General features: G+C 50.7%; 21 protein-coding genes and 1 other annotated feature. Of the genes, 14 read left to right on the top strand and 7 right to left on the bottom strand.

Features of this window, described 5'->3' with window-relative positions; translation table 11 throughout:
- The first annotated feature begins 2 nt into the window (after positions 1-2).
- Positions 3-884 (top strand): hypothetical protein, encoded by an 882-nt coding sequence (locus ACSR9A_RS20065; protein ID WP_473759140.1) that lies wholly within the window; start codon positions 3-5, stop codon positions 882-884.
- Between the two features lie 90 nt (positions 885-974).
- On the opposite strand, the gene ACSR9A_RS20060 is transcribed toward ACSR9A_RS20065, so the two are convergent.
- A complete protein-coding gene (locus ACSR9A_RS20060) occupies positions 975-2,720 on the bottom strand; it encodes an alpha-glycosidase (protein ID WP_473759138.1) in 1,746 nt (581 codons plus the stop codon).
- A 40-nt stretch (positions 2,721-2,760) separates the two neighbouring features.
- Positions 2,761-3,573, bottom strand: a complete 813-nt coding sequence (locus tag ACSR9A_RS20055) for an SDR family oxidoreductase (RefSeq protein ID WP_473759136.1) — start codon at positions 3,571-3,573, stop codon at positions 2,761-2,763.
- A 268-nt stretch (positions 3,574-3,841) separates the two neighbouring features.
- On the opposite strand from ACSR9A_RS20055, the gene ACSR9A_RS20050 reads away from it, so the two are divergent.
- The 5 genes from ACSR9A_RS20050 (at position 3,842) to ACSR9A_RS20030 (ending at position 8,887) form a co-directional block, all read left to right on the top strand.
- Positions 3,842-4,576 carry a response regulator transcription factor gene (locus tag ACSR9A_RS20050; RefSeq protein ID WP_473759191.1) on the top strand — a complete coding sequence of 245 codons (735 nt, stop codon included), beginning with the start codon at positions 3,842-3,844 and terminating at the stop codon, positions 4,574-4,576.
- Complete coding sequence (locus tag ACSR9A_RS20045; protein ID WP_473759134.1) at positions 4,573-6,042, top strand: sensor histidine kinase; 1,470 nt, start codon at positions 4,573-4,575, stop codon at positions 6,040-6,042. Before ACSR9A_RS20050 ends, ACSR9A_RS20045 begins: the two co-directional genes overlap by 4 nt.
- Before the next feature lie 102 nt (positions 6,043-6,144).
- On the top strand, positions 6,145-7,239 hold the full coding sequence (locus ACSR9A_RS20040; protein WP_473759132.1) for a TolB-like translocation protein: 1,095 nt from the start codon (positions 6,145-6,147) through the stop codon (positions 7,237-7,239).
- A 59-nt stretch (positions 7,240-7,298) separates the two neighbouring features.
- On the top strand, positions 7,299-8,117 hold the full coding sequence (locus ACSR9A_RS20035) for a hypothetical protein (protein ID WP_473759130.1): 819 nt from the start codon (positions 7,299-7,301) through the stop codon (positions 8,115-8,117).
- Positions 8,118-8,608: 491 nt separating this feature from the next.
- The gene (locus ACSR9A_RS20030; protein ID WP_046233598.1) at positions 8,609-8,887 is read left to right on the top strand and encodes a hypothetical protein; all 279 of its coding nucleotides are present in this window, start codon (positions 8,609-8,611) and stop codon (positions 8,885-8,887) included.
- Between the two features lie 76 nt (positions 8,888-8,963).
- On the opposite strand, the gene argS is transcribed toward ACSR9A_RS20030, so the two are convergent.
- A complete protein-coding gene (gene argS / locus ACSR9A_RS20025; RefSeq protein ID WP_473759129.1) occupies positions 8,964-10,664 on the bottom strand; it encodes an arginine--tRNA ligase in 1,701 nt (566 codons plus the stop codon).
- A 67-nt stretch (positions 10,665-10,731) separates the two neighbouring features.
- Positions 10,732-10,969, bottom strand: a binding site (T-box leader).
- Between the two features lie 53 nt (positions 10,970-11,022).
- The gene (locus tag ACSR9A_RS20020) at positions 11,023-11,988 is read right to left on the bottom strand and encodes an L-lactate dehydrogenase (protein ID WP_473759128.1); all 966 of its coding nucleotides are present in this window, start codon (positions 11,986-11,988) and stop codon (positions 11,023-11,025) included.
- 401 nt (positions 11,989-12,389) lie between these two features.
- Here ACSR9A_RS20020 and ACSR9A_RS20015 point away from each other — a divergent pair, with 401 nt between their 5' ends.
- The 3 genes from ACSR9A_RS20015 (at position 12,390) to ACSR9A_RS20005 (ending at position 16,166) form a co-directional block, all read left to right on the top strand.
- Positions 12,390-13,421: an EamA family transporter gene (locus tag ACSR9A_RS20015; protein WP_473759127.1), complete on the top strand. Its 1,032-nt coding sequence runs from the start codon at positions 12,390-12,392 to the stop codon at positions 13,419-13,421.
- Positions 13,422-13,546: 125 nt separating this feature from the next.
- Positions 13,547-14,710, top strand: a complete 1,164-nt coding sequence (locus ACSR9A_RS20010) for an iron-containing alcohol dehydrogenase (protein WP_473759125.1) — start codon at positions 13,547-13,549, stop codon at positions 14,708-14,710.
- Positions 14,711-14,936: 226 nt separating this feature from the next.
- A complete protein-coding gene (locus ACSR9A_RS20005; protein ID WP_473759124.1) occupies positions 14,937-16,166 on the top strand; it encodes an aminotransferase-like domain-containing protein in 1,230 nt (409 codons plus the stop codon).
- 144 nt (positions 16,167-16,310) lie between these two features.
- Here the strand turns inward: ACSR9A_RS20005 and ACSR9A_RS20000 are convergent, their stop codons facing one another.
- Positions 16,311-17,210, bottom strand: coding sequence for a YwqG family protein (locus ACSR9A_RS20000; RefSeq protein WP_473759123.1), 900 nt, complete (start codon positions 17,208-17,210; stop codon positions 16,311-16,313).
- A 194-nt stretch (positions 17,211-17,404) separates the two neighbouring features.
- Here ACSR9A_RS20000 and ACSR9A_RS19995 point away from each other — a divergent pair, with 194 nt between their 5' ends.
- Complete coding sequence (locus tag ACSR9A_RS19995; RefSeq protein ID WP_473759122.1) at positions 17,405-18,520, top strand: hypothetical protein; 1,116 nt, start codon at positions 17,405-17,407, stop codon at positions 18,518-18,520.
- Between the two features lie 74 nt (positions 18,521-18,594).
- A complete protein-coding gene (locus ACSR9A_RS19990; protein WP_473759121.1) occupies positions 18,595-20,205 on the top strand; it encodes an SMI1/KNR4 family protein in 1,611 nt (536 codons plus the stop codon).
- Positions 20,206-20,354: 149 nt separating this feature from the next.
- Here the strand turns inward: ACSR9A_RS19990 and ACSR9A_RS19985 are convergent, their stop codons facing one another.
- A complete protein-coding gene (locus ACSR9A_RS19985) occupies positions 20,355-20,897 on the bottom strand; it encodes a hypothetical protein (protein WP_473759119.1) in 543 nt (180 codons plus the stop codon).
- An 843-nt stretch (positions 20,898-21,740) separates the two neighbouring features.
- Between ACSR9A_RS19985 and ACSR9A_RS19980 the strand changes: the two genes are divergently transcribed.
- From ACSR9A_RS19980 to ACSR9A_RS19970, 3 genes are all read left to right on the top strand, one after another.
- The gene (locus ACSR9A_RS19980) at positions 21,741-22,097 is read left to right on the top strand and encodes a DoxX family protein (protein ID WP_473759117.1); all 357 of its coding nucleotides are present in this window, start codon (positions 21,741-21,743) and stop codon (positions 22,095-22,097) included.
- 69 nt (positions 22,098-22,166) lie between these two features.
- Positions 22,167-22,937, top strand: a complete 771-nt coding sequence (locus ACSR9A_RS19975) for a pirin family protein (protein ID WP_473759114.1) — start codon at positions 22,167-22,169, stop codon at positions 22,935-22,937.
- Between the two features lie 37 nt (positions 22,938-22,974).
- Positions 22,975-23,424, top strand: a complete 450-nt coding sequence (locus ACSR9A_RS19970) for a MarR family winged helix-turn-helix transcriptional regulator (protein WP_473759112.1) — start codon at positions 22,975-22,977, stop codon at positions 23,422-23,424.
- A gap of 172 nt (positions 23,425-23,596) precedes the next feature.
- Here the strand turns inward: ACSR9A_RS19970 and ACSR9A_RS19965 are convergent, their stop codons facing one another.
- Entirely contained in the window at positions 23,597-24,952 is a 1,356-nt protein-coding gene (locus ACSR9A_RS19965) for a dicarboxylate/amino acid:cation symporter (protein ID WP_473759110.1), read from the bottom strand.
- Between the last annotated feature and the right edge of the window lie 130 nt (positions 24,953-25,082).

Below are 25,082 nucleotides of genomic sequence, written 5' to 3'. Positions count from 1 at the left end.
CGATGATAGAGCGCTTATTGGAGCTGCAGAGGCGCATTTACCATTATCAAATGGACATTAAGCAAAGCTATGATCCGGATCATGCGGTCTGGTCTCCCTATCGTGATGCTAAAGTGAGCTTTGCCCAGGTAGGCGACCAGTACGAGCTCCTGTTTTATGGCGTAGGCTATGATGAAAATCCGACGATTGCGGCAGATGATTTCGACTACGAGACGAACTATCCTTTTGTAAAGTTTCTGGAGTTTATTTGTTTGCCTGACGTTGCTCCTTATCTTGCTTCGCTCACCTTCACGGGGCCTGATGAAGGGGCGAACGGCATGAATGAATGGAATTTCTCGCGTATGGTTCATTCCGAGGCGGAGTTTTCGGCTCTGCGTTCCTTCCTCGTGCAGCTCACAGATTCAGGCGATCATAACGTCCGCTTTATCGGGTGCGACTATGATGAGGAGCATGGCATGGTGACGAAGCTGCTTGCTAAAATGCCAGCTGTTCTCACCTTCCAGACGCCGACTGTGCCGGATGAAGCTTTTTTCGCGATTGAAGGCCATCCGCTCCGCGAATTGAGGCTGCAGGTAGGGTTCTCAGAGGAATCCTTTATTACCCGTCTCGCCGAGTGCCCCTATTATTCTGAATTGCGGCAGCTGGACTTTTCTGAGCGGATTGAAACGATCGATGAGGTGCCGGAGGATGCGATTCCTTATGCAAGCTATGAAGCATTGTTCGCGTCTGACCGTTTTATCCGCCAGCCGCATTTTCATTTCAAGCTGCGCCATTCTACGCTGACCTTGGATGAGGTAATCGCACTCGGCAAGCTTCAGCCCCATGTGCAATTTCTGTTTATTCAGGGACGTGGCGGACGATATGCTTCGCATCTGTGCGATTAAGCTATAAAGAAAGGACAGGCCGGAAAATCCGACGCCTGTCCTTTTTTTTGCTGCCTTTGTAAGCCCTGCTCAAGTCCTATGCAAGCTGCTTCAAATGTTCCGGTACAAAATCCGGTAGCCCATCGGTTCAAGCTCAATGCGGAGCTGGTTCTCGAATGTCGCTACTTCTTCCTCGGTGAGCGCATCACGCCAACCGCCAGCCAGCATGGGGTGGGCGAGAAATACATCCTCCTCTGTATTGTTCATCCAAATGGTGAAGTGCTGCTTATTATTCATCCGCTCATAGACGAAGGTGCCTTTCTCGCTGCTCGCCTGGAGGAAACGGAAGCGTCCGCAGCGCAGCGCCTCATGCTTTTTGCGGAGCGAAATGATGATTCGATAAAAATCGTGCAAATCCCGATCCTGCTTGGCCTCATCCCATTCCATGCATTTGCGGCAATCCGGGTCGCCGCCGCCTTGAATGCCAACCTCGTCGCCGTAGAAGACGCAAGGTACGCCCATCGACGTCATCATAAACACGGCCGCCAGCTTCGCCCGCCGTTTATCGCCGCCCATTCTGGTCAAGGAGCGCGGAATGTCATGGCTCGACAGCAGATTCAACAGCGCTTCGTTCGTCTGCTGCGGATAACGCATGAGCAGGCGGTTTACCTCCTCGGCAAAATCCGAAGCGTGTCTGTCGTTGCTGGAGAAAAAATCGAGCACGCTGTTCGTAAAGGGATAGTTCATCGACGAATCGAATTGGTCGCCTTGCAGCCAGCGCAGCGCATCTCCCCACACCTCGCCGATAATGTAGGTGTCATGCTTCACGGCCTTGACTGCGCCGCGAAACTCCCGCCAGAAATGATGGTCGATTTCGTCGGCGACATCGAGCCGCCAGCCGTCAATGTCCGCTTCGCGAATCCAATGGACGGCAACGTCGAGCAAATATTTTTTTACTTCAGGATTGGCGGTATTAAGCTTGGGCATGTTGCCATAAAAGCCGAACGTATCATAGTTCGCCTTGCCATCCTGAACAGCTACCGGAAAGTGATTCAGATGGAACCAGTCCTTGTATTTGGACTTTTCTCCGTGTTTCAGCACATCCTGAAAATGGGGGAACTGCTCGCTCACATGGTTGAACACTGCATCCAGCACGACACGAATGCTGCGCTTATGACACGCGTCAACCAGCTTCTTAAGCAGCTCTAAATCGCCGAACTGTGGATCAATCATGTGATAATCAACCGTATCGTATTTATGGTTGGAAGGCGAAGTGAATAAGGGGGTCAAATAAATGGAATTTACGCCCAGGTCGCTAATGTAATCCAGCTTATCTAATATCCCCTGCATGTCGCCGCCGAAATGCGAATGAATATCTGGCGTTTCTCCCCATGGCCTGACATAATCATGGTCGTTTTCCTTGTTTCCGTTATTGAAGCGGTCCACCATGATTTGATAAAAGACCGCGTTTTTCGCCCAGTCTGGCGCATCGAATAAGTCAACCTCATGAATGTAGGGCACCTCAAAATAACCGCCCGGAGGCGTCGGCTGCTGCGCATAAAAGCCGGTCTCGATCTTCCACATCGTCTCTGTGCCGGCATGCAGGCGAAATCCGTAGGAGAAGCGTTTATATTTCGGAATAATAACACCTTCCCAATAATCAAACAGCTGATCGGAGGCGATTTTTTCCATAACAATTTCTTGGAGGTTGCCGTTCCAGTCGTATTTGTCTCCGGCGACCATGACGACGTCCTCCACATCATTTTTTCGCGTGCGCAGCCGAATGTGATAGGTGCTTAGATCATAGGCGTAGGCCCACTTGTGGCTTGGGGTGTGGTGAATGGCTTCTCTTAGCATAAATAGTCGTTTCTCCTCTCCTGTCAAGCGGTTGGCCTAACTAGCCGTGGAGCAAGGATTCCGCTCCGTCAATGTAAACCGTTGTGCCCGTAATATGATGCGAATCATCCGATCCGAGGAACAGGGCAAGCTGGGCGACCTGCTCGGGCGAGCCAGGGCCTTTTTCCAGCGGCTGATCGCCTTCAGGGAAGTTGACCGGAATTTGCACCTCCTCCAAATAGGGCGAGCGTTTCGTGCTTTTATCAATATTCGTCTTAATCGAGCCGGGGCAAATGGCATTAACGCGAATGCGGTAATTGGCCAGCTCCAGCGCCGCCATCTGTGTGAATGCGACCTGGGCCGCCTTCGTGCTGCTGTATGCGCTGAATCCGATATTCGAGAAGACGCGGTTGCCATTAATGGAGCTCGTAATCAAAATGCTGCCGCCCTTTTCCTTAAGCGCGGGAATAGCATGCTTCACAGTTAGAAACGTGCCGTTCAAGTTAATGTTAATCGTCTTGCTCCAATCCTCCAGCTTCATTAGCTCAATGGGAGCCATGGAGCCGTTAATGCCAGCATTGGCATAAACGATGTCGAGCTGGCCCAGCTTGTCTAGCGCGACTTTATATGCCGCTTCGATTGCTTCCTCGCTTGAAATATCGGTCACGGCTGTTGCGCAGGTGACGCCGAAAGCTTCTGCCTCCTGCTTGACTGTGGCGAGCCCATCCTCATTCACATCAAGCAGTGCCAGATTGGCGCCTTCCTTGGCGAACAGCAGTGCCGCCGCACGGCCGATACCGGAGCCGGCTCCGGTGATTAGGGCAGCTTTGCCCGCGAGTCTGCCGCTGCCAGTCTTCGTTTGTTCATTCGCCATTATCGAAACCCTCCCGCAATGTATAATTATGTTCAGGGAACAAACCCTGCAAATTCGTATTCTGTTAAGATGATCTAATTTCTCTTACCCTAAACCCATTGGGTAAACCCAACTATTTCATTTTTTTAAGTGCGTGCTGCACCGTTGTTTACAAGTTGGAAACAAGTTCGATATATTGGCGATGTATAGCTGCATTATGCTAGGTGTTAAAGGGTAATATGGGTTAGACAGACGCGGGGGGGAGCGGTGACGCATGACAGGTCAAATGATAGATAAAAAAATATTGGTCGTGGACGATGAAGCGAGTATCGTCAGCGCCGTTGCATACGCGTTCAGACGCGAGGGCTATTTGGTCGAGACGGCTGGCGATGGGGAAGAGGCGCTGGAGAAAGTCGCTGTTTTCCAGCCGCATGTCATTATTTTGGACGTAATGATGCCGCGCATGAACGGCTATGAAGTATGCCGTAAGCTGGAAAATCGTCATGGCGTCGGCATTATTTTACTCACAGTCAAAAATGACATCGTCGACAAGGTGCTGGGTCTTGAGCTGGGAGCCGACGATTATATGACGAAGCCGTTTGATTTGCGCGAGCTTGTCGCCAGAGCGAAGGCGCTGATGCGGCGCGTCGAGAAGCTGGCTGGACGCGAGGAGGAGTCAGATGTGTATGAGCTGGGCAGCATTCGCTTGCATATGCAGCAGCGGCTCATTACGGCTGGCGGTGCTCCGCTTGAGCTGACGCCGAAGGAATTCGATCTCGCAGCGCTGCTGCTGTCGCATCCCGAACGGGTGTATACCCGTGAGGAGCTGCTTGATCTGGTTTGGGATATGGAATACGCGGGCGGGACGCGCACGGTAGACATTCATATCCAGCGGCTGCGCAAAAAGCTCGGCGATTCGAGCCAGACGCTGCTTCAGACCGTCTATGGCATCGGCTACAAAGCTTCAAAAGCAGGAGCGTCGATAAAAACGAGTGAGCCGGGGCAATCCGGTGAGCCGTCATGAAAATTAGCTTGAAGCTGCGGATGAGCATTGTGCTGGTCGTGCTGCTGGCGCTCACCGTGAGCGTACTGAGCATGATGGTGCAAAGCGGAATCGAGCGCGATCAGCAGGAGCGAACCGAGAAGCTGCTGGCCAAGCAGAGCGAGGTAGCGGCACAATACGTTCGCCAAAGCTTCGCTACTAGCGAACCGCAGCTTGCGCGCGAATCCTTCATGCCCTTAAGAGGGCAGCGGCTCGCTCTCTATATCTCTATGATCAGCGGCATGCAGACGACGCTTTATGACGCGCAGGGCAAAGAAGCCGGCAGCTCCATTCCCGTTGGCGGAGAAAAAGGAGCAAATTTGTCCGATACGCTGCAATACGCCCTTAACGGCAAAATCGCCTATCAAACGGCGGGAGATTCCTTGATTTATTTTGCACCTTTGCAGGGCGAGGACGGATTGCTTGGCGTGGTCAGCTTCCATTACTCGTTGAAAAATGACCATCAGTTCGCCCAGACAATCCGCGAGCTGTTTCAAACCGCGGGCATTATTGCCGTGGTGGCAGGGGCGGCCATGGGCTATGGGTATTTCTATAGGCTTGCGGCTGTCATTTCCCGGCTGAGAAGTGCAGCAGGCAGCATTCGCGAAGGGCGGTATTTGCGGCAAAATCCCGTACGCAGGCGCGATGAGCTGGGCGACTTAAGCCAGGATATTTTTTTCATGAGCAGCGCCATTGAACGGCATATTGAGGAAATGAAGGAGGAGCAGCGCAAGCTTACGCTCGCCATCCTTAAGCTGCAGCAATTGGAGCAGCAGCAGAAGCAATTCATCGGCAATATCAGCCACGAGTTCAAGACGCCGCTTACGTCGATTCGAGCGTATGTGGATTTGCTGGATATGTACCGCGATGATCCGAAGCTCATTGATGAGGCCATTCAAAGCATGGGAAAGGAATCCGGGCGGCTGTACGATATGGTTGAGAAGGTGCTGCATTTGGCGGCGCTGGAAAAGTATGAATTTGAGCAGCAGGCAGAGGTGCTGAAGCTCGATGAGCTGCTGCTGGATTTGTGCACGCGCATGCAGGGCAAGGCGGCAAAATTTGATTTGATGCTGCATACGCAGCTGGAGCCTGCTGTTATCTGGGCGGATCGGGAGAGCCTGATGCAAATATTCATCAACTTAATTGATAATGCCATTAAATATAATCGTCCTGGCGGACAGATTGAGGTTGCGCTGCATGTGGACGGAAATCGGGTCAATGTGGTAGTGCGGGATACGGGCATCGGCATTCCGGCGGAAGCGCATGACAAAATTTTTGAGCCCTTCTATACGGTTAACCGTGATCGTTCCCGTATTTCTGGAGGAACGGGGCTCGGCCTGTCGCTCGTTAAGCAGCTTGCTGAGGCGCAGCAGGGTGAGCTTGTGCTGGTCAGGTCGAGCGAGGATGGAACGACGTTCAAGGTCTATTTTCCGCTATATAACGTTTAATAATGGTTAAAGGTTTACAGGCCCGAAACAAGCTGGAGACGAGGCGGAAACATTCGCTGATTACAATTAGCGCATAGCAATAAGGGAGAGGGGCAATACGAGATGAAACAAACCTATTTTAAATGGATAAATACAGGTGTGGCTGCTTGCTCTGTTGCACTGCTGCTCGCGGGCTGTGGGGACGGTAATGCGCCAGCACGCGAAACGATACAAAAGCCGGATAAAACGATTACTGTCGTCGAGCCGGATCAATCGACCGATACGAAGGTAGCTGTCAGTCAAATTGCCCAAATGGATAGAACGCGGGGGATTAGCTTTATTACCGAGGATCAGCTTGTCACCGTCAAGCGCAATGAGAATGAGCAGAAAATAGCGGTGGAAGGGGAGATGATGTTTCCCAACAACTTGTATGTGCATAATCTGGTGACAAAGCAGGAGGAAGCCTTGTACGAACAGCCTGCCCATCAGGGATTTGCGAAGCCGTCACCGGATGGGAAATATTTATTTTATAAGCTGAATAACGAAGAAAGTGCCCACGGCTATATTATGAATTTGGAGACGAGAAAGTCAGTGGAGCTGGGCAAAGATGTGATCGATACGACAACAGGCATGTGGATGGATGATACGCATGTGCTGTTCATGACGATAGAGGGCAAAGTGATCAAGGCGGGCGTCGATGGCACATTGGAGACGATATACGATAGCGAGCAGAGGATTTTTACGGCGATGCCAGGCGAAGGCGGCATTTATTATGTCGTGAATGAAGTGCTGTATTTTCTTCCTGATGGCAGCAAGCAGGGGGAGAAGCTGGCGACGGACGTCGTCTGGGTCATTCCATCGCCAGAGCGCAAGCAGCTCGCTTTGGTGAAGCGCACCACGAACACGACGCGGACGCTGATGATTACCGATGCAAAGGGCAATGAACCGATTGAGCTGGGCAGCGCGACACAGGTATTTGGCACAAGCTGGTCGCCAGATGGCAAGAAGCTGGCCTACAGCCTGACATCGGAAGGTACTGGCGGCGACAACGGCGTGTTTGTGGCGGATGCCATTAGCGGCGATACGGTGCCGATTAAGCTCGATGTCCAATATTTATCCGACGATCTCGGCTGGAGCCCTTCAGGCAAAAAAATCGTCGCCGCGACTTATTCACAGGAGCAGAACGATTTTATTACGTTTGTGATTACGTTGAAATAGAAATTCAATGAAATCAATATAGTTCTTTTGTCTTATTGGATTAAAATTCGGAGTGAAGTATGATTGGAAAAAAAGGGAGTGATTGGATTTTGAGTAAAAAGTTTATAAGTTTTTTGTTGATTATGACGTTGGTTTTTTCAAATGCTGTTTCAGTAGTATTTGCAGAGAATGCAAATATACATGTGATATCGGATACAACAGAATTTAAGACAGTAGAAGGAGTAGTATTAGGAAATGTCACTACCGTTACCACAATAGAAAGAAGTGAAGGCACGCAGGGTGTTAAGAACGTTATCACAGAGTCTAAAAAATTTAGTCTTTTCCCTGAATATGAGAACAACAAAAATTATACGGAGATATTTTCGGACACTCTAACGGTAAATACGATATTTGCTACTTATGACTACAAGGTTTATATAAACGGGGAGCTAATGGATGATAAAGAGCCTAGCATGGGACTGAGGGCCATTGATAAAGCTGGTATACCATCCGTTTGCCATTATTACAGTAATAATTCAATGACTAGCTATACTTTTGCCTGCTATGAAAGTATGAATTATAATTGGGTGGGTGATCATGCAAAACCTGATCCTGAAGGAAGCAATACTCAGAAGCAAGCTACAGCTTCTAATCAATGGTTTGCTACCGCGAAAAATGGGGTTGATTTGTTCGCTATGCAATTCAGCACGTTTGATGTTGCTTTAATGAGTTTATGGATAGAAGTGGGTGGAACGGTAGCAGCATTATCTTGGAGCGTGATAGGAGCTATTATTGTTGGTGGAGGAACAGCTGCGATACTAGCAGGGGTAGCTGCAAACCAATGGAGTAGTGCAAAGAGTTACTTAGGTAAAGCTTATAGTTATATTGAAAAACTTTAATAAACATTTACGCCAAACGGAATTATTAGAAATAGAGACGTATTATTCGTCTTGAATATAGGCGGTGAATTTTTGCTTAATTTAATTGCGTTAATCTTTTATGTGCTTATTACATTATGGGTTATTGTCAGTATCGTAAAAGCAGGATGGGAGCCTCGAAGAAGAGTAGAAAATATCTTCTTTCTGTTTTCAGGGGGACTCCTTATGTTTGTAACGGCTCCGAATGAGCTTTGGAAAATGATCCTCCCCCTATTCAATCTTGCTCTAATCATAGCCTATCTGATATTTATCTTTGTTTTGAGAAAAAAAGTGTAAGAGCATAAACCATGCATGTCTCGTTTTTAAAATGGATACGCCGAAGCGGGATTTCCTTACTTTCGCATGAAGATTTTTATACCCAAACGATGGTCCTGGCCGCAGAAATATTGACTTAAGGCGCTATAAAGGGTATTATTACACAATCTTGAATACGAACAGTAAGGGTGAAAATCTTGAATTCGAAACTGCAGATTAAGAACGTTATTTTAGCCGACAAAGATCTTGCCTCAGGGTTATATCAGTTCATCATGACACTTAGTGAAGGTTCCAAGGCGCGTTTGTTCTACAGCCAGAAGCCAGTATGGAGATTAACAGGCGTTACGCGGATGCTGAACGTACCTTGTCCATTGTGCCGGAAAGACTACTACTGCAATTGCTTTGAGAAGAACATCGCTCATTTCAATCAGCAGATCATCGAGAAGGATCTTATTCCGGAACCGACGAATAGCTAATACTTGTTTGAAAAAGATTTAAAAAACAGGCACCCCCGCTTCTGGCTGGTGGATGCCTGTTTTTTGTGCTTTACGTCTAAATTTCCTTCGGCGTTTTCAAGCCGAGCAGCTCTAAGCCTTCCTTAAGCACAGCGGCAGCAACCTGCACCAGCTTAAGCTTAACGATCCGCTCGCCAGCGTCCCCGGCAAGTACCTTGTCATGATGGTAAAAACGATTGAACGCCTGCGCGAGCTGGATCAAATATCTGGCGAGAATGGACGGCTCATGCCGCTTGGCAGCGTCACCCAGGGCGGCTGTGTAGCGCAAAAGCATCTTCATCAGCAGCCAGGCATAATCGCCTGTAACATGCTCATAATCGGCAGGCTGAGGGGCAGCAGCCACGTCGCTGCCGGCTGCTTTTGCCAATATCCGCTGCGTTCTGGCGTAAGCATATTGCACGTATGGGCCCGTCTCCCCTTCAAAATTCAGTACATCCTCCAGAACTAAATCGACCGCAAGCATTCTCGTGTTTTTGAGATCCCCGAATACGACGGCGCCAATGCCAACCGCCTCGGCCACCTCAAACTTTCCTGCAAGTGCAGGGTTCTTTTCCTCTATTTTCTGCAAAGCCCGCTGCACCGCTTCATCCAGCACTTCTTCTAGAAACACGACCTTGCCGCGGCGAGTGGACATTTTTTGCCCGTCCAGCTTCATGAGTCCGAAGGGAATATGCTTGCAGGCTGCTGCCCACGCAAAGCCCATTTTTTCAAGCACGAGAAACAGCTGGCGAAAATGCAGCGATTGCTCCGAGCCGACGACGTACAGCAGCTCGCTGCCCCTCATCTCTTCATGGCGATATATCGCGGTCGCTAGGTCACGTGTCGCATAGATGGAGGTGCCGTCGGATTTGCGAATGAGGCAAGGCGGCAGCTCATGCTCATCCAGACGGACGACCTGTGCGCCTTCACTTTCCTCCAGCAGCTGTTGCTCCTGAAGCTGCTGCACGACGGCATCCATTTTATCGTTATAGAAGCTTTCGCCGAGAAAATGGTCAAAGCTCACGCCGAGTCGGTCATACAGCTTGTTGAACTCCTTCAGGCTGTCAGCAATAAACTGGCTCCAGCAGCGAATGGCTTCAGCATCGCCAGCTTCCAGCTTGGCGAACCAGCCGCGCGCCTCATCCTCCAGCTCGGGGTGCTGCTCAGCTTCCTCATGGAAACGCACATACAGCTCCAAATACCCTTTAATGGGATCGGCTGCAAGCTGCTGCTCGTCGCCCCATTTGAGATAGGCGGTAATCATCTTGCCGAACTGCGTGCCCCAATCGCCCAGATGATTGACGCTGACCGTCTCATAGCCAACCTTGTGTAAAATATGATAGAGCGCATTGCCGATCATCGTCGAGCGCAAATGCCCGATGCCGAACGGCTTCGCAATATTGGGCGAAGACATGTCGATAATGACGCGCGCTCCATTCCCAATGGCTGCCTGCATAAGGCTTCCACTTTGCCAATCTGCGATAAGCTGCACTGCGGTCAGCTCCCGATTCCATTTGAAATTCAAATAGGGGCCGGAAGCCTGAACGCTCCAGCTCGCGTCTATCAGCAGGGGCTCAAGCAAAGCAGCGATGTTAGCAGGGCTTTGTTTCATCGTACGGGCCAAAGTAAAGCAGGGGAAAGCAGCATCGCCAAGCTCCTCATCGGGCGGATATTCCAGCAAGGGCCGAATTTCTGCTTCGGGCAGAGCGAGTGCATTAGCCAGAGCCAGCGCAATTTTGTCCATTAACAGCATCATCATCTTCCTCTCCAAAATAAATGTTCAGGCAAGAGCAGAGCAGCACGCAAAAAAGACCCCGTCTCTAAAAATAAGAGACGAGGCCTGTTATCCCCGCGGTACCACTCTTGTTGCCGCCTCCGCACAAAATAAAGGAAGGGCATCTCGCCGTTGTAACGGTGCTGAACCGGACGTCCCTAGCGCGATTACTCGTTTCAGGCCGCCATCTCCCGGGTGCGCTTCACCTAACCGTCCATTGCCGGCTTTCACTGTTCCGGCTCGCTTGAAATGGCGCCTATTTAGGTTACTCTCCCGTTCCTTGATGTTAATTAACAGCTATCATATCGAATCCTTTCAGAAAAATCAATCCGTTTTTAGTCGGCTATTCTTTCTCGGTTACGAGAGACAGGCTCTCAATCGCCTGGCGTATAATCGAGCATGAGCGCTCCATCAGCCGCTGCTCCCGCGTCGTCAGCTTGAGCTCGACGATTTCCTTAACCCCGCTGCGGGCGATAATGGCGGGTACGCCGGCGCATACTTGCCGCTGGCCATATTCGCCGTTTAATATCGCCGATACGGCAATAATGCGATGCTCGTCGTTTAGAATGGAGCGGGTAATATGCGCCAGTGCATTGCCAATGCCAAAGCTGGTCGAGCCTTTGCGCGTATAGATTTCCCAGCCGGCATTGCGGGTCTGCTCAGCGAGCGCTCCGAGCTTCACATGTCCAAAGCGCTCGGGATGCTGAGCCAAAATATGCAGCAGCGGCTTGCCGCCAACCGTCACATGCGACCAAGCGGGAAACTGTGACTCGCCATGCTCCCCAAGCACATAGCCCTGCACGCTGCGGGCATCAACGGGGAAATGCTCGCAGAGCAGCGTCTTGAGCCGCGAGGAATCGATGGACGTTCCGGTGCCAATCACTTGGCAGCGCGGCATGCCGGACAGCTCCCACACGACATACGTCACAATATCCACAGGATTGGCGGCCGCTACAAAAATTCCGCAGAACCCGCTGTTCATAATGCGCGGAATCATCGTTTCATAAATCTCGCGCACCGTATGCAGCACATCCAGCCGATCATCGCTGCCCACTGGATATGCCCCTGCACATAAAAGAATCACATCCACATCTCCGCACTGCTCCAGCGTTCCAGCAGCGACCTTCGTCCGACCATGGACAAAATCCATGCTGTGCGATAAATCGAGCGCCTGTGCGTAGGCCCGGTCGAACGTGCGGTCAATGAGCAGCAGCTCATCGCAAATCGACTGGTTAATTAAGGCATACGCGCAGCTAGAACCGACCTGACCGACACCTACAATGGCGACCTTGCGCCCTTTGTTTGCCATCCTTTTGCATCTCCTCTGCCGTTAACCTCTTTACGCTATTATATGCGGCAGCCAGCCCATCATGTGACGGCCATGTTCATTCCATGTTTGTCTATGTCACATGGATGAAAAAGCGTGAAAATATGCACATTTTTATCTGCCAGCTAGTGGAGGTGCAGGCTCTGTTTTTCAACATATCCACAGAGTTATACACATTATCAACAGTGTTCAAGTTAAGTATTTTCCGCTGCCTCCAATACTTATCCACATGTAAACAGGGAGGATTGTCCACAATGTGCAGGTCGGAAGACCTAAGGTTGAATAGAGATAAACCGCTTATTTTCGTGCATTTACAATCTAACCTTCAGCTGTCATGATAGGGAAAGTATGTGTGGGCAGACAGAGATGGAGGAATGGCATTCATGTGGCTTGTATTATCCTTGCTGGCGGCTACGAGTTTTGGGCTGCGGGGGATTTTGTATCATTGGACGAGCCAGCAGGCGCTTAATCGCAATGCGCTGCTGTGTGGAGTATTTTTCTCGGGAGCGCTGATTACACTTGTTTGTACGCTGGCAACAGGGTCGGCTTTCACCGTTTCATCGCTCATTGGGGTGCAGATGGGGCTGCTCTCTTTCGGGGCAAATGCGAGCATGTTCAAGGGCTTTGCCGTGGGCAAAGCTTCTATTGTTGCGATTTTGACCGCACTGCCTTCGGCGATTGTTGTCGTTGTCGCCTTCGCGGTATGGGGCGAGACGCTGAATATGGCGCAGCTAAGCTCCTTTATTATCATTATCGCGGGTATATTGCTGGTGCGTTATTCCAATGATATTACCCGTGGCAATTTGCAAGGAGCGCAATGGGGGCTGCTGGCCATGCTGCTGTTTGCCGGAAACGATCTGTCGGGAAAATGGTCGACGCTGATGGATGCGCCGTTGTTTCCGACGCTTGTCTGCATGTTCAGCAGCGGATCGATCTGCTTTGGGCTTTGGTGGCTGCGCGATATGCGCTCGATGCGTTTTGCTGCCCTGGCAGCAGGCCAAGCTGCGCAAGAAATAGCCGCTGGGTCCGCTGCAATGGCGGTTACTCCTGCAAATGCTGGTTTCACGGGTGGCGCTAGAAACGGGAATACGAGTCAAAACGCTAAGCCAATCGCAGCTGCTGAAGCTAAAGCAGGCAATTCAGCAGGCTTGGTGATCAAAAGGAGCTGGAGCTTCCGCCGCACGTTTTCCGTCGGGATGGCAGTCGGCATTACCAATGCGGTTGGCATGATGTTTATTGTGACGGCTTTTGATGTGGGGAAGGCGGGACTGGTGTCGGCGGTAACGGCGCTTAATGTACTGATTGTGCTGCTGTATACACGCTTTGTCGTCAAGGAGCGCTTCTCCAAATTGGAGACGATCGGGATATCTACTGCCTTTGCAGGCATTCTGCTTATGCGTTTGTATGGTTCATAAAGCGGAGCAGCCCGCGCTGAATACAGGCGAGTTAAGTACGAAACGTCTATAACTTTAGAAAACTCAGTGAAAGTGTTATAATACAACCGTTCACTTATTTTAATTAACGGGAGGTTTCACTTACTATGAAAGATTTTGAATTGTACAACCCTACCAAGCTCGTATTCGGAGCAGGGAAGGTACAGCAGCTTGGAGAGCTGGTCAAGCCATACGGGACGCAAGTTCTGCTCGTATACGGTGGCGGAAGCATCAAGCGTTCGGGGCTTTATGACGAAGTGATTTCCCAATTAAATAGCATTGGCGCAACCGTTCATGAACTGTCTGGCGTGGAGCCGAATCCACGTCTGACGACGATTAATAAAGGCATCGACATTTGCCGCAGTGAAAAAATCGAATTTGTGCTCGCCGTTGGCGGCGGCAGCGTGCTGGATGCTTCCAAGGCGATTGCAGCTGGGGCGCTCTATGAAGGCGACGTATGGGATTTCACGATCCGTAAAGCGGTCATCCAAGAGGCCTTGCCTATCGGCACCGTGCTGACGCTTGCTGCTACTGGCTCGGAAATGAACGGCAACGCGGTTATTTCCAACTGGGAAACACAGCAAAAACGCGGTCTTGGCAGCAAGCTTGTCTATCCGAAGTTTTCGATTCTTGATCCGAAGCTGACGTATTCCGTACCGAAGGATCAGACAGCGAACGGCATCGTCGACATTATGTCTCATGTGTTCGAGCAATATTTCTCCCTGACGACCGATACGCCGCTGCAGGAGCGCTTCGCTGAATCGATTTTGCAAACCGTTATTGAAAACGGTGAAAAAGCAATCGAAAATGGCTCTGACTATGACGCCAGAGCGAACTTGCTGCTTGCCGGCACCTTTGCGCTCAACGGCACGCTGCCGATTGGCGTTGTGACGGACTGGGCGTCGCATGGCATTGAGCATGAGGTAAGTGCGATTTATGATATCGCCCATGGCGCAGGGCTTGCGATCATCTTCCCGAACTGGATGAAGCATGTGTATCAAGAGCGTATCGACCGCTTCGTGCAATACGCAGTACGGGTATGGGGCATCGACCCGAGCGGCAAATCCGATGAGGAAGTGGCGCTTGCGGGTATTGAAGCGACACGCGCCTACTTTACGCGCATTGGCGCGCCTGCAACACTCGGCGAGCTGGGCATTAACGGCGAGAACATCGACCGGATGGCGGCGGAAGCGACCGTATTCGGCCCAATCGGCTCCTTCAAGAGCCTGGACAAGGAAGCAGTCAAGAGCATCTTGACGGCGAGCTTGTAAGTCAGGCAGCTTTCTAGAAGCATTCAGGTACTGCTGCGCAAGCAGCACGCCTGAATGCTTTTTTTCTGGCCAGCGATAGACCCAATTATTCTCGAATGCTTGTAATTTCAATGATGAAATAGAAAATCTCTATTATCCGTGCTGTTGACCGCTGCATATATGGAGTGATAAGTTAAATTCATATAAAATAATCGGAATAATCGGATATTTGAGGAGGCTTTTTCATATGGGAGATCAAGCAGCAGCGTATCGTTTTGCCCGCAACTTGCCCGCACGATCGATTGGTGGAACGAAGGTGACGGATCCGCAGCATGTTCATTTGTCCTATGGTTTTCCAGCAACGGATTTGCTGCCGGTTGAGGAGCTGCAAGCAGCGGCGGAGAAAGCGCTGAAATGGGACAGGGCGGATGCGCTCCATTATTCGGGAGCGAAGGGACCAGCCCGTGTCAGGGATTGGGTGCTGGCACGTTCCCGCAAGTTCGGCATTCATGCCGGGGCGGAAAACTTTATTCCGACCTTTGGCGCCATTCAAGGCATTGATCTGACTGCGCGAATTTTGCTTAACCCGGGAGATGAGGCTTGGGTAGAAGCGCCAACCTTCTTTAATGGCCTGCAGGCTTTCCGTGCAGCGGGTGCCGTCATCAGGTCAATCCCCGTTGATGAGCAGGGGCTTCAGGTCGAGCTGCTGGAGGCGGCTTTGAAGCAGGCGGCTGAGCGCAATGAGCCGATACCGAAGCTGCTGTATTGCATGCCGAACTATCATAATCCGACGGGCGTCAGCCTGTCGCTTGAGCGCAGGCAAAGGCTAGCGGAGCTGGCGGTGGCCTACAATTTCCTCATCCTTGAGGATGATGCTTATGCCGAGCTGAATATTAGCGGTGATACGCTTCCTGCGATCTATTCGTTTGCGCCGGAGCAGGTCATCTACGTCAGTACGTTCTCGAAGACGCTGGGTCCTGGGCTGCGCCTTGGCTGGGCAATTGCCGCACCGGAGGTCATTTCGCATATGGCGACGCTGTCGCTGGGAAGCCAGCTCAATCCTTTTACCCAAGAGGTAGTCGGCGAATTGCTGCAGCATTATGGGTTCGATGAGCAGGTTGAAAAGCTGACCGAGCGGTATAGGACGCAGCGAGATACGATGATTCGAGCGCTCAAAAGGGAGTTTGCGGAGCATGTTGTGGTGCAGGTGCCAGCTGGCGGATTTTTCGTCTGGGTGACGTTTGATGAGCAGGTAGATGTGAGGCAGTTTGCGCCAGCTGCACTGGCGAAGGGGGTCAGCTTTGTGGCAGGCAATGCTTTTTTCGCCGATGGGCAGGGCTCGCATCATTTGCGGCTATGCTTCAGCTTTTGCATCCCGGAGCAGATCGAGCGCGGCATTAAGGCGTTGGCAGAAGCTTATTTTGAAGCTTTGCAAGGCCGAGCAGCGCAGCAAGCTGTTACTGAGCTGCAAGCCTAGAACCGAGCCTAGCTGGCGATCCGCAGCATCTTGAGATCCACCTTGTCGATTCCCAACCTAAAGCGCGAAGCCTCGCCGTCAGCAGAAAATCTGCGGGGTGAAGCTTCGCGCTTTTTATATAATCCATCTGTTCCTTTGAGAGGACTAGCTAGAGTAAATCGAGCAGTAGGTACGGCTGAAATTGCGAGCAAGCAAGTCCTCTTTTCGAATGAAAAAATGAATGACGCCAGCATTTTGCCACTGAAAGCTGACCCGTTCATTGCTGTCAATTTCCAGCAGCATAATCATATCCTCGATTTCCGCTTCGGCACGCTCTCGGCTTTTGCCAAGCATGTCCGCCAAATGCTTCATCGCCTTCTCGCTGTCATACTCGGCCGTCTTATCCGCCAAAATGAATAGCGCCGCTTCCAACTCGGCGTCATGATGCTGCCCGGCCGGATAGCCGAACATCGTTCCCCAATTGGTTTTGCGATCCCCCTGCATCTCGGCGGCAAGCTCAAAATAGCGGTCTGTCGAGCCTTCCTCAAAATCAATGACCTCATAATCCACATAAGGCATGTTCGGCAGCTCAACCGCTGAAACAGCTGCCGCTTTGTAAGGTTGAAACGACGTTTTATATATATCCTCAAGAATCGTTGCTGTCCCGGGATGGCGGAAAGCAAGCTGCTCAGGGTACTCAACAAAAATAATGCGATGCTCGATGTTCGCAGCACCTTCGTCCATGCCGCAAAAGAAATACAGCATCCCGGTTTCCGGCAGCCAGCCCTGCCTGCTTGCAGGCGCTATGTCCGCCAAATTCAATTGGACGAGCGGGGTCATCAGCTTGCCGGACGCATCCGTTGGCCATTCCATCGCCTGCGGAAGATCCGGATAGCCGCCGACGCGGGAGTTGCCAATCTTTTCATATAAATCAGGCTCTATTGCAGACAGCTTCACTGTGCTGCGGGCTTGCGGGAGCAATTTTTCGGCAGCGGGAGCAAGATGATGCTCGTTCAGCAGCTGCTCTAGCGCGTGTGACAGCTGTTCGTTAAGGTGATTGGACATAAGCATGAACACTCCATTCTGGAATTAGGTTAGTCGTCATAAACCATGTCGTATTGAACCATTACCCCGCTGCGAGGAAAGCTTACCAAAATCGTATGGCACGATAGATAGAGTTTGCGAATAAAAGGGTATATTTCCCTATGTAATGTTTTACCTGAATCAAAGTACGATAGAAATAAGGGGCTGATAGTCAGATGGAAGAATTGAAAAGCTGGAGTAAAGCTTGGAATGTCGAAACGTTAACCAATTCGGTTGGTCAAGTGACCCTATTGAAGCATCCGGGCGGCATCTCTCCAAAAGGAGCCATTGCCGCTCCAAAGGGCGGCACGGTGATTGCGGCATATGCCTATCATGACGATCAAAACGGACTTTATGATGTCGTCTATATCCATGTGGATGGAAGCGGCACTATTCTCGATACGCAGCATGAGCAGGAGGGCGTTTTGCCTGAGCTGTTCCATAGCCCGGATGGCGGGGTTTGGGTTTCACTTGGAACGACACATGGCAAGGAGCTTGATATAGCGCTGCCGCTATACGGGCGGAGCGAGCATGCTGCTCCGAAGGGTAGCCGTCCTTTTCCGGGGAAATATGCCGCTGCGGCCGGGACGTTGGCCTGGTTTCACGATGAGGATTGGTTCAGCGATAAGAAGCCGGATCGCCTGCTGCGGCTGGAATTTGCGGACGGCAGCATCCAGTCAAGCAAGGTCATTAAGCTGCCGATGCCCAAAAACAATAAAATCTCCCTTGATTCGGAGGGCAGGCTTGGGCTGCTCGCTGTCCTGCATCAAGAGGAGGAACTGCTGCACCGTACGCTAGATGAGCAAGGGAATGTGATTGAAGAACGCCGTTTGAGTGGGTTCGAGGCGGACATGCTGCAGGTGCTGGAGCTGGGAAGCGAACGGGATATGAGGGTTATTTTTACGATGGGAAATGTGCTGAATCTCGGTGTTGTTGCGCCGGATGGGCGGCGGGAGAAGCATGCGCTGTTTGAACTTCAAAGCCCGTTTTACAGCATGTGGGAGCCTGTTCGTCTTGCAGACGGGACGGATATTATCCGCTTTACTTTTGAAGAGGGCAACGGGTGGGCGATTGTGCAAAATAAGGAGCTGCGCGCGATTTTTACGCATAGCGGAGAACGCGGCTACACGAATCAGCTGACAGGCGAGCTGCTGCCTATTCCAGCCAGCCAATCGCTCGTATTAAACGATATTTGCCGCGTCAGCGATCAGGCTTATCGGGTCATTATTTATTCGATGATGAATGGTGCGGCCAAAGCCCAGCAGCTGTTTTTAGCGCAATTGGAGCTGTAGGAGTTGTAGGAGCTGAGAAAAAGGAAAGAGGCGCATAGTAGAGCTATAAAGTTATAGAGCTATAGAGCGCTGAAATGGACAAGCGGAAGGATGGAGAAGCGATGAGCGTCATCACATATATGGAGGAAATCAAGGAGCTGCTCAAGGAGGAACTGCCGGAACTGGTGGCATCCTTGAACGCTCCTGCAACGGAAGCGGAAATTGCCCAAGTGGAGTCGCGGCTGGGCCATTCTTTCCCTGACGAGCTGCGGAGCTTGTATTTGCTGCATAACGGCGAGGAGAGTGAGGGGCCGGGCCTGTTCATGGGGCTTAGGTTTCTGTCCTTGGAGGAGCTTGCGTCGCAGTGGCAGGTGTGGGCGGATTTGGAGGCGGACTTTGGTGAGGAAAGCGGTCATTATTCCGTTCCGCTTGGCTGGATAGAGGAGCGATACATCAATCGCGGCTGGCTGCCGATCAGCGAGGATGGCGGAGGCAATCATCTCGGTGTAGATATGGCGCCTGCGCCGAGCGGCGTGACGGGCCAGATCATTAATTTTGGCCGGGATGAGGAGACGAAATATGTGATTGCTCTAACGCTCGGCGAGCTGCTGAAATTTATTCGGGATACGATCAAGGAAGGGCAGTTCAACATCAATCGGGATGAGGAGTGGGTATTCTGGAACTATGGGCGGGAAGAGGGCGGACATTTCCATGACGCCGTGCGAGCTTTGCCGCTGCCACTGGGGCGTTCAGCTCTAGAAGCTGGTTTGAGTGGACCTGAAGGGGCTGGAGCAGTGGGAGCCAATTTGGCAGAGCAGCTGGAGCGCTTGCTGGATGCCAGCTGGCTGGCGCGTATTAGGGAAAAGTCGGGCTCGGTCGCTGCCTTTTTGACGGCGAAGCAGCTTTATTTTATAAAGGAGGGGCTGACGGATGCGGAGCCCTTCGCGTATTGCGGCGAGGTGAGGGAGCTGGTGTTAAGCGCCAATGAAATTAGCGATGCTGCGCCGCTCAGCGGCTGTACGCAGCTTAAGGTGCTGTACATTGGCGGCAATCCAATTATGGATGTGAGCGCGCTGTCGGAGCTTGCTTATTTGCAGGAGCTGTATTTGACGGGAACTGGTGTCGTGGATATTTCCCCACTGGCTAAGCTGCCAAAGCTTAAAAAGCTGGAGGCTGAAAATGTGCCGATTGTCGATTTTTCACCCCTATCCCAGTCCAAAAGCCTGCGCAGTCTCGCCGTCTCAAACATCAATGGGGAGCAGCTCCGTGCGATCTGTGAACTGGAGCAGCTGCAGGAGCTTTCGATACAAGGCTTTGCTGATGGCATGGCCAAGCAGCATATCGGTCTGCTCAGCAAGCTGAAAAAGCTGAAGTCGCTCCAGTTGAAGCAGCTGGAGCTGGATGATCTCACTTTCGCAGCGCAGCTCTCCAAGCTGGAAAGCTTGAAGCTGAAGGATACGTCCGTTACGGACGTGTCGGCTGTAGCCGCGTGTAAAAGTTTGAAGGAGCTCGAGCTGAATGGCTGTGAGCAGCTCGGCCAGTTGGAGGCGGTGGCGAAATCGGCCTCGCTGCAGCAATTCGCCGGCAGCTTCGCACAATTTAATGTGCTGAAGGATCTTTTTGTGCAAAAGGTAGATATGAGCAAAATGATCGGCAGCATGACGAAAGAAGAAGAGGAAATTTGGCTGGCATATAATAGGGCATAGGGTTCCACAGCGAGCGCAATGCCACCATGCTGGACACAATGCCACCATATCGGGCACAAGTGTAATAGCTAGAATGAACTTAAGCATAATGTGATCACATAGCGCGGTTGCAGCCAAGTGAGCTTTTTGGCGGCAGCCGCTGTTTCATTTTAAGAATATAACTGTTTTATCAGGGAATCATCCCATAATTGCACTTCTATATATCTTTCCGGACCTTTGTCTCCTTGGGCATTCCATGCTTGGGGCAGATCGTATTTGGTTAGGATATCGGCAATCTCACTGAGCGTATAGACTTGACCACGATAGGGCTTTCCGTCATTGTATCTCATTGCAGGAAATAAATCGCCATATGTAAAGCTAAGGATATCAGGTTCAAAGTCAGACATGGAAAAGAGAATCACTTTGCCTTGTGGATACCAATCCAGAAGCCAGGGGCACTCTCCAAGAGTCATGTAGTGAGGAAAATTTTGCAAAGGCCTGCCTCCCTTAACTACGAATAATTCTCTTGCCCTCCATTCAAGTTGACGCCTAATATCCATGTAATCCTTGGAACGTTTACTTGCAAATCCCCTTTGCTGAGATCGAATTTGTTGAAGAACCTTTTCAGCCTCCTGAGGTTCTAGAGCGGATAGATTGCGAAATGGGCCAGTAGATTCATCGTAATAATGATACAGCTTCATTTTCATTTTCATCTTGGTTCACCTCGCCTATTCCTCATTTAAATAGCTGGATTAAGCATTAATATATCAAATTTATGGAAGGAAATCGTTCTAGAGTATGCAAAAAAAAGGACTCGCCTGCTGTAACTTGCTTAACGCATATTTGAGGCCAATCACCTCTGACAATTCAAGGCTTAAGGAACCGCAGCATGGGATTGTTGCCGAGACCTCGAAGTTCGGAACGTCCCTCCTTTTTTGGAGGACTGAGGTTCCGTTATTTTGGCTTTTGATCTGATTTCAGGCCGTAAGCGGACAGGAGATCCGTTATTGCCCTCATTCTCCAGTCAAAGAGGCCATTTTCAGCGCATTAGCGTCTCCTGAGTCCGCGGCCTATGTCAAAATCTATGATTCTATGGAAATAGCGTCTCCTGAGTCCGCAGCCAGTGCCATAATCCCAGATTCTGATGAAATAGCGGCTGCTGTGTCCAGTAAATCTATTTTTGTACGGTAAGCAAATCCCTGAAACGGAAAGGATGAAGCTATACTTCGGTACGTTGGTTCACATTCATGAGGGGGATCATTGCCGATAGAAGAGGGGGTATATTTGACGCTGCCTTTTATTCAGATCAAATCTAAATCTGATCCAAATCTGCTCAAGACCTGCTCAAGACCTGATTTGGACCTGCTCAGGATCTGATCTGCATCTAATCTGCATCTAATCTGGCTGGCTTATCTTTGCTTAAACAGCCTAATATGCGCCAGCCACTTTCTTTTTCAAAGCCCCTTGACAGTCGATTACTCTAATGTTAGAGTAATTATATTCTAATATTAGATTAAATAATTTAAGAATAAAAAACGACTAGTGGGGGAATTAAAATGAGTATCGTATCTATTGTCATTCAAGTGTTGTTGGGAATGGGTTTTCTAATGTTTGGTTTTATGAAGCTGGGCTCGAAGCAAATGGTCGATGAGTTTAAGCGTTACGGCTTGCCTTCGGGTGTTCGACTGTTCACAGGCTTGGCTGAAATTGCAGCGGCGGCTCTTGTTGTGGCGGGTATTTGGTACAGCAGTCTGGCTGCTTGGGGTGGCCTGATCATCGTGGTTATTATGGCAGGGGCTGTCGCGACACACCTTAAGGTCAAAGACCCGGGCTCGAAAATCGGCATGCCGCTCGTATTGCTAGTGCTTGGTTTGGTCGTATTGCTGCTCAACTGGAGCGCATTGGCGGGCTAATAATGTAATGGGCGTAACTGATTCGTTAACGCTATTACATTTTCATTCTTATAAAGGAGATGCATTCAAATGAAAATTCGGGTTGTAAGTCCAGACGAGCAGGGCAAAGGCGAATTTGACGGTGGCAAAATAAAAGAGCAGAAGCCAATCGGCTTTTCTGGCGAGGGCTCTATTTTTAACCGGCTTGGCCCTTTGTTTTATTGGGCATGGGCCCATATTGAGGAAGCGGGCGAAATTGGCGAGCATCCTCATAAGGGCTTTGAAATTTTAACGTATGTGCTGGAAGGCAAGAGCTCCCATCGGGACTCGCTTGGCACACAAAGCGTGGTGAGTGAAGGCGGCGTTCAGGTGATGCAGACCGGCTCCGGGATGTGGCATGCAGAAGGCTCGGACGGCCCGGCAGAGCTGTTCCAAATTTGGCTGGAGCCGCATCTAAGCAAGGCGGTGAAACGAGAGCCGATATATGCGAAATATACGCATGAGCAATTTCCTCGTACATCCGAGAACGGGGTATCGGTTAAAACGATTTTGGGCGGGCAATCGCCAATTGAGCTCGTAGCCGATGCTGCAATGGTCGAGGTGGAACTGGAAGCTGGAGCATCGCATACGTACAGCTATTCGCTGGGACGAAGCCGCATTGCGGGCATTTTGGCGATCAGAGGGGACGGCATGCTTGCAGGCGAGCAGGAGATTTCATTTGCAAATAAAGATTTTATAGTGGTACAGTCAGAGGATGGCGGAGAAATTCGTATCAGTAATCAAGGTCAGGCGTTGCTGCGTTTCAGCATTATTGATGTTCCGGCCGAGGTAGATTATCCGCTGTACAACAAACCGCGATAACGGGTTTATTTTAGACGGGAAAGGAGGTTGGGTATATATGTATCAAGCCGATGAGCGCACCGAGCTGGACTTGCGGCTGTTCCGAGTTTGGAGCAAAGCTACTATGGCTGTATTTGGAAATGTCAAAAAAGACATCGCAAGCCACGGCGTTGAGCCGGAGCAATTCATTATTCTTGAGCTATTATACAGCAAGGGGCCACAGCCGATTACGAAAATCAGCGAAACCTTCTCCATTCCAACCGGAAGCATCACTTATGTCGTAGACAAGCTGGAGAAAAAAGGGTACGTCAAGCGGCATCCCAGCCCGACCGATCGAAGGGCTTCCAATGCCGCGCTTACCGAATCGGGCACACAGCTGTTTAATGAAATTTTTCCCAAGCATGCGGAGATGATTTCACGCAGCATGTCCTTCATTGATGATTCGGAGAAAGAGCTGCTGATCCAGCTGCTCAAAAAAATCGGGCTTGGCGCAGAACAGCTAAGCTGATGCTTGAATAACGGCAGAGCTGTTTCCGTCTAATATCGGGAATGCCTCTGCCGTTATTTTATAGCTTAAACCATTGAACGGATAGTTTCGATCGCTGGAGTAAATGCCAATAGCCCCGCATGATTATGAAGGCAAGCTTCATGATCATGCGGGGCTATTTTTCATAGGCGCATTAAGCGGGGCTTAGTTCAAGCTCATCATTATCGTTGCTGTTAAACACATCGCGATCCAGCTCGCCTTCGGCTTGGGCGACGAGCACGGAAGTGACCGTCGTTCCCGTTGCATTGACGGCTGTGCGGCCCATATCAATAAGCGATTCGACAGCGACAACAAGCGCAAGTCCTTCCAGCGGCAGGCCAACGGCAGTGAGCACGACCGTTGTCGAGATGGAAGCAGGGCCTGGCACGCCAGCAACGCCGATCGACGAAATGACGCTGACGAGCACGATCAGGATGTATTCGGTAACGCCGAGCGGAATGCTATAAATATGCGAAACGAATACGGCGACCACTGCCGGCCATACGCCGCCACAGCCGTTAAAATTCATCGTGGCTCCGAGCGGAGCGACGAAGCTGGCAACTTTAGGCGATACGCCGAGGCGCTTCGTAATGACCTCCAGATTGATTGGCAAGGTCGCATAGCTGCTGCGCGTCGTGAAGGCAACTGCAATCGTCGGATAAGCCTTTTTGAAAAAACGCAGCGGATTCAGCTTGGCGACGAAGGAAATCAGTCCGCCAAATACGAGCACGAAATGCAAAATCAACGCAATGTAGGTGACGATAATGAGCATGCCGAGCGGCTTCAGCGTTTCAAGGCCATATCTGGCAGCCATCACAGCTATTAGCGCATAAACACCGTATGGCGTGAAGCGAAGCACGAATTTGACGACCTGATGCAGCACCTCGGTGAGCGAGGCGAACAGCGCTTTAACGGGCTGAACGGCATCGGGCTTCTTCGCGCCAACCTTGACGATCGCAATAGCGATGAAGATGGCGAAGATTAGCACCGGAAGCACCTTGCCGGTTGCGGCTTCATTAATCGGATTGGAAGGCACCTGGTCCAAAATAACCTGGAAGAAGCTCGGCACCTCTCTAGCCTCAAAGCCTTCAGGCGAAGTGGCTTCAAAAGTACCGGCCGGATTCAGGGCTACAGCGACGAGCAGGCCGATAATAGCGGCGACACCCGTAGTAGCGAGAAACCACGACACGGTCTTGATGCCGATTTTTTTCAGGAAAGCGATATTGGTGATGGAAATAATACTGTTCACGACGAGCACAAAGACGAGCGGAATAACGATCATGCGAATCAAGCTAATATAGATGGAGCCGATGGTGCCAACCCCTTCAAATTGCAGCTCGAATTTATTGAAAATAATGCCGGCGACAAGTCCAAGGCCAAGCGCCAGCAGCACCCTCGTGCCGAAGCCTACGCGTTTCTTCGCCAAATAATAAAGCACGGCGAGAATGACTGCCGATATGAGCAGCGTAAGCCAGTTGTTCTGAAAAGCGGATACTAAATTGTTCTCCATTGCCAACATCCCTTCTGCTATGACGAGTAAGAATAATATATAATTCCTACCTGTTTACTAAGTATTAGAGTACGAAATGTAATATAGCATTCACCTTTCACCCCTGTCAATTATAAATTTGGTAAAAAAA

It is taken from the genome of Paenibacillus sp. R-74696 (assembly GCF_055814915.1).
The sequence above is the reverse complement of the archived record's forward strand: the minus strand, read 5'-3'. Positions and strand labels throughout refer to the sequence as shown.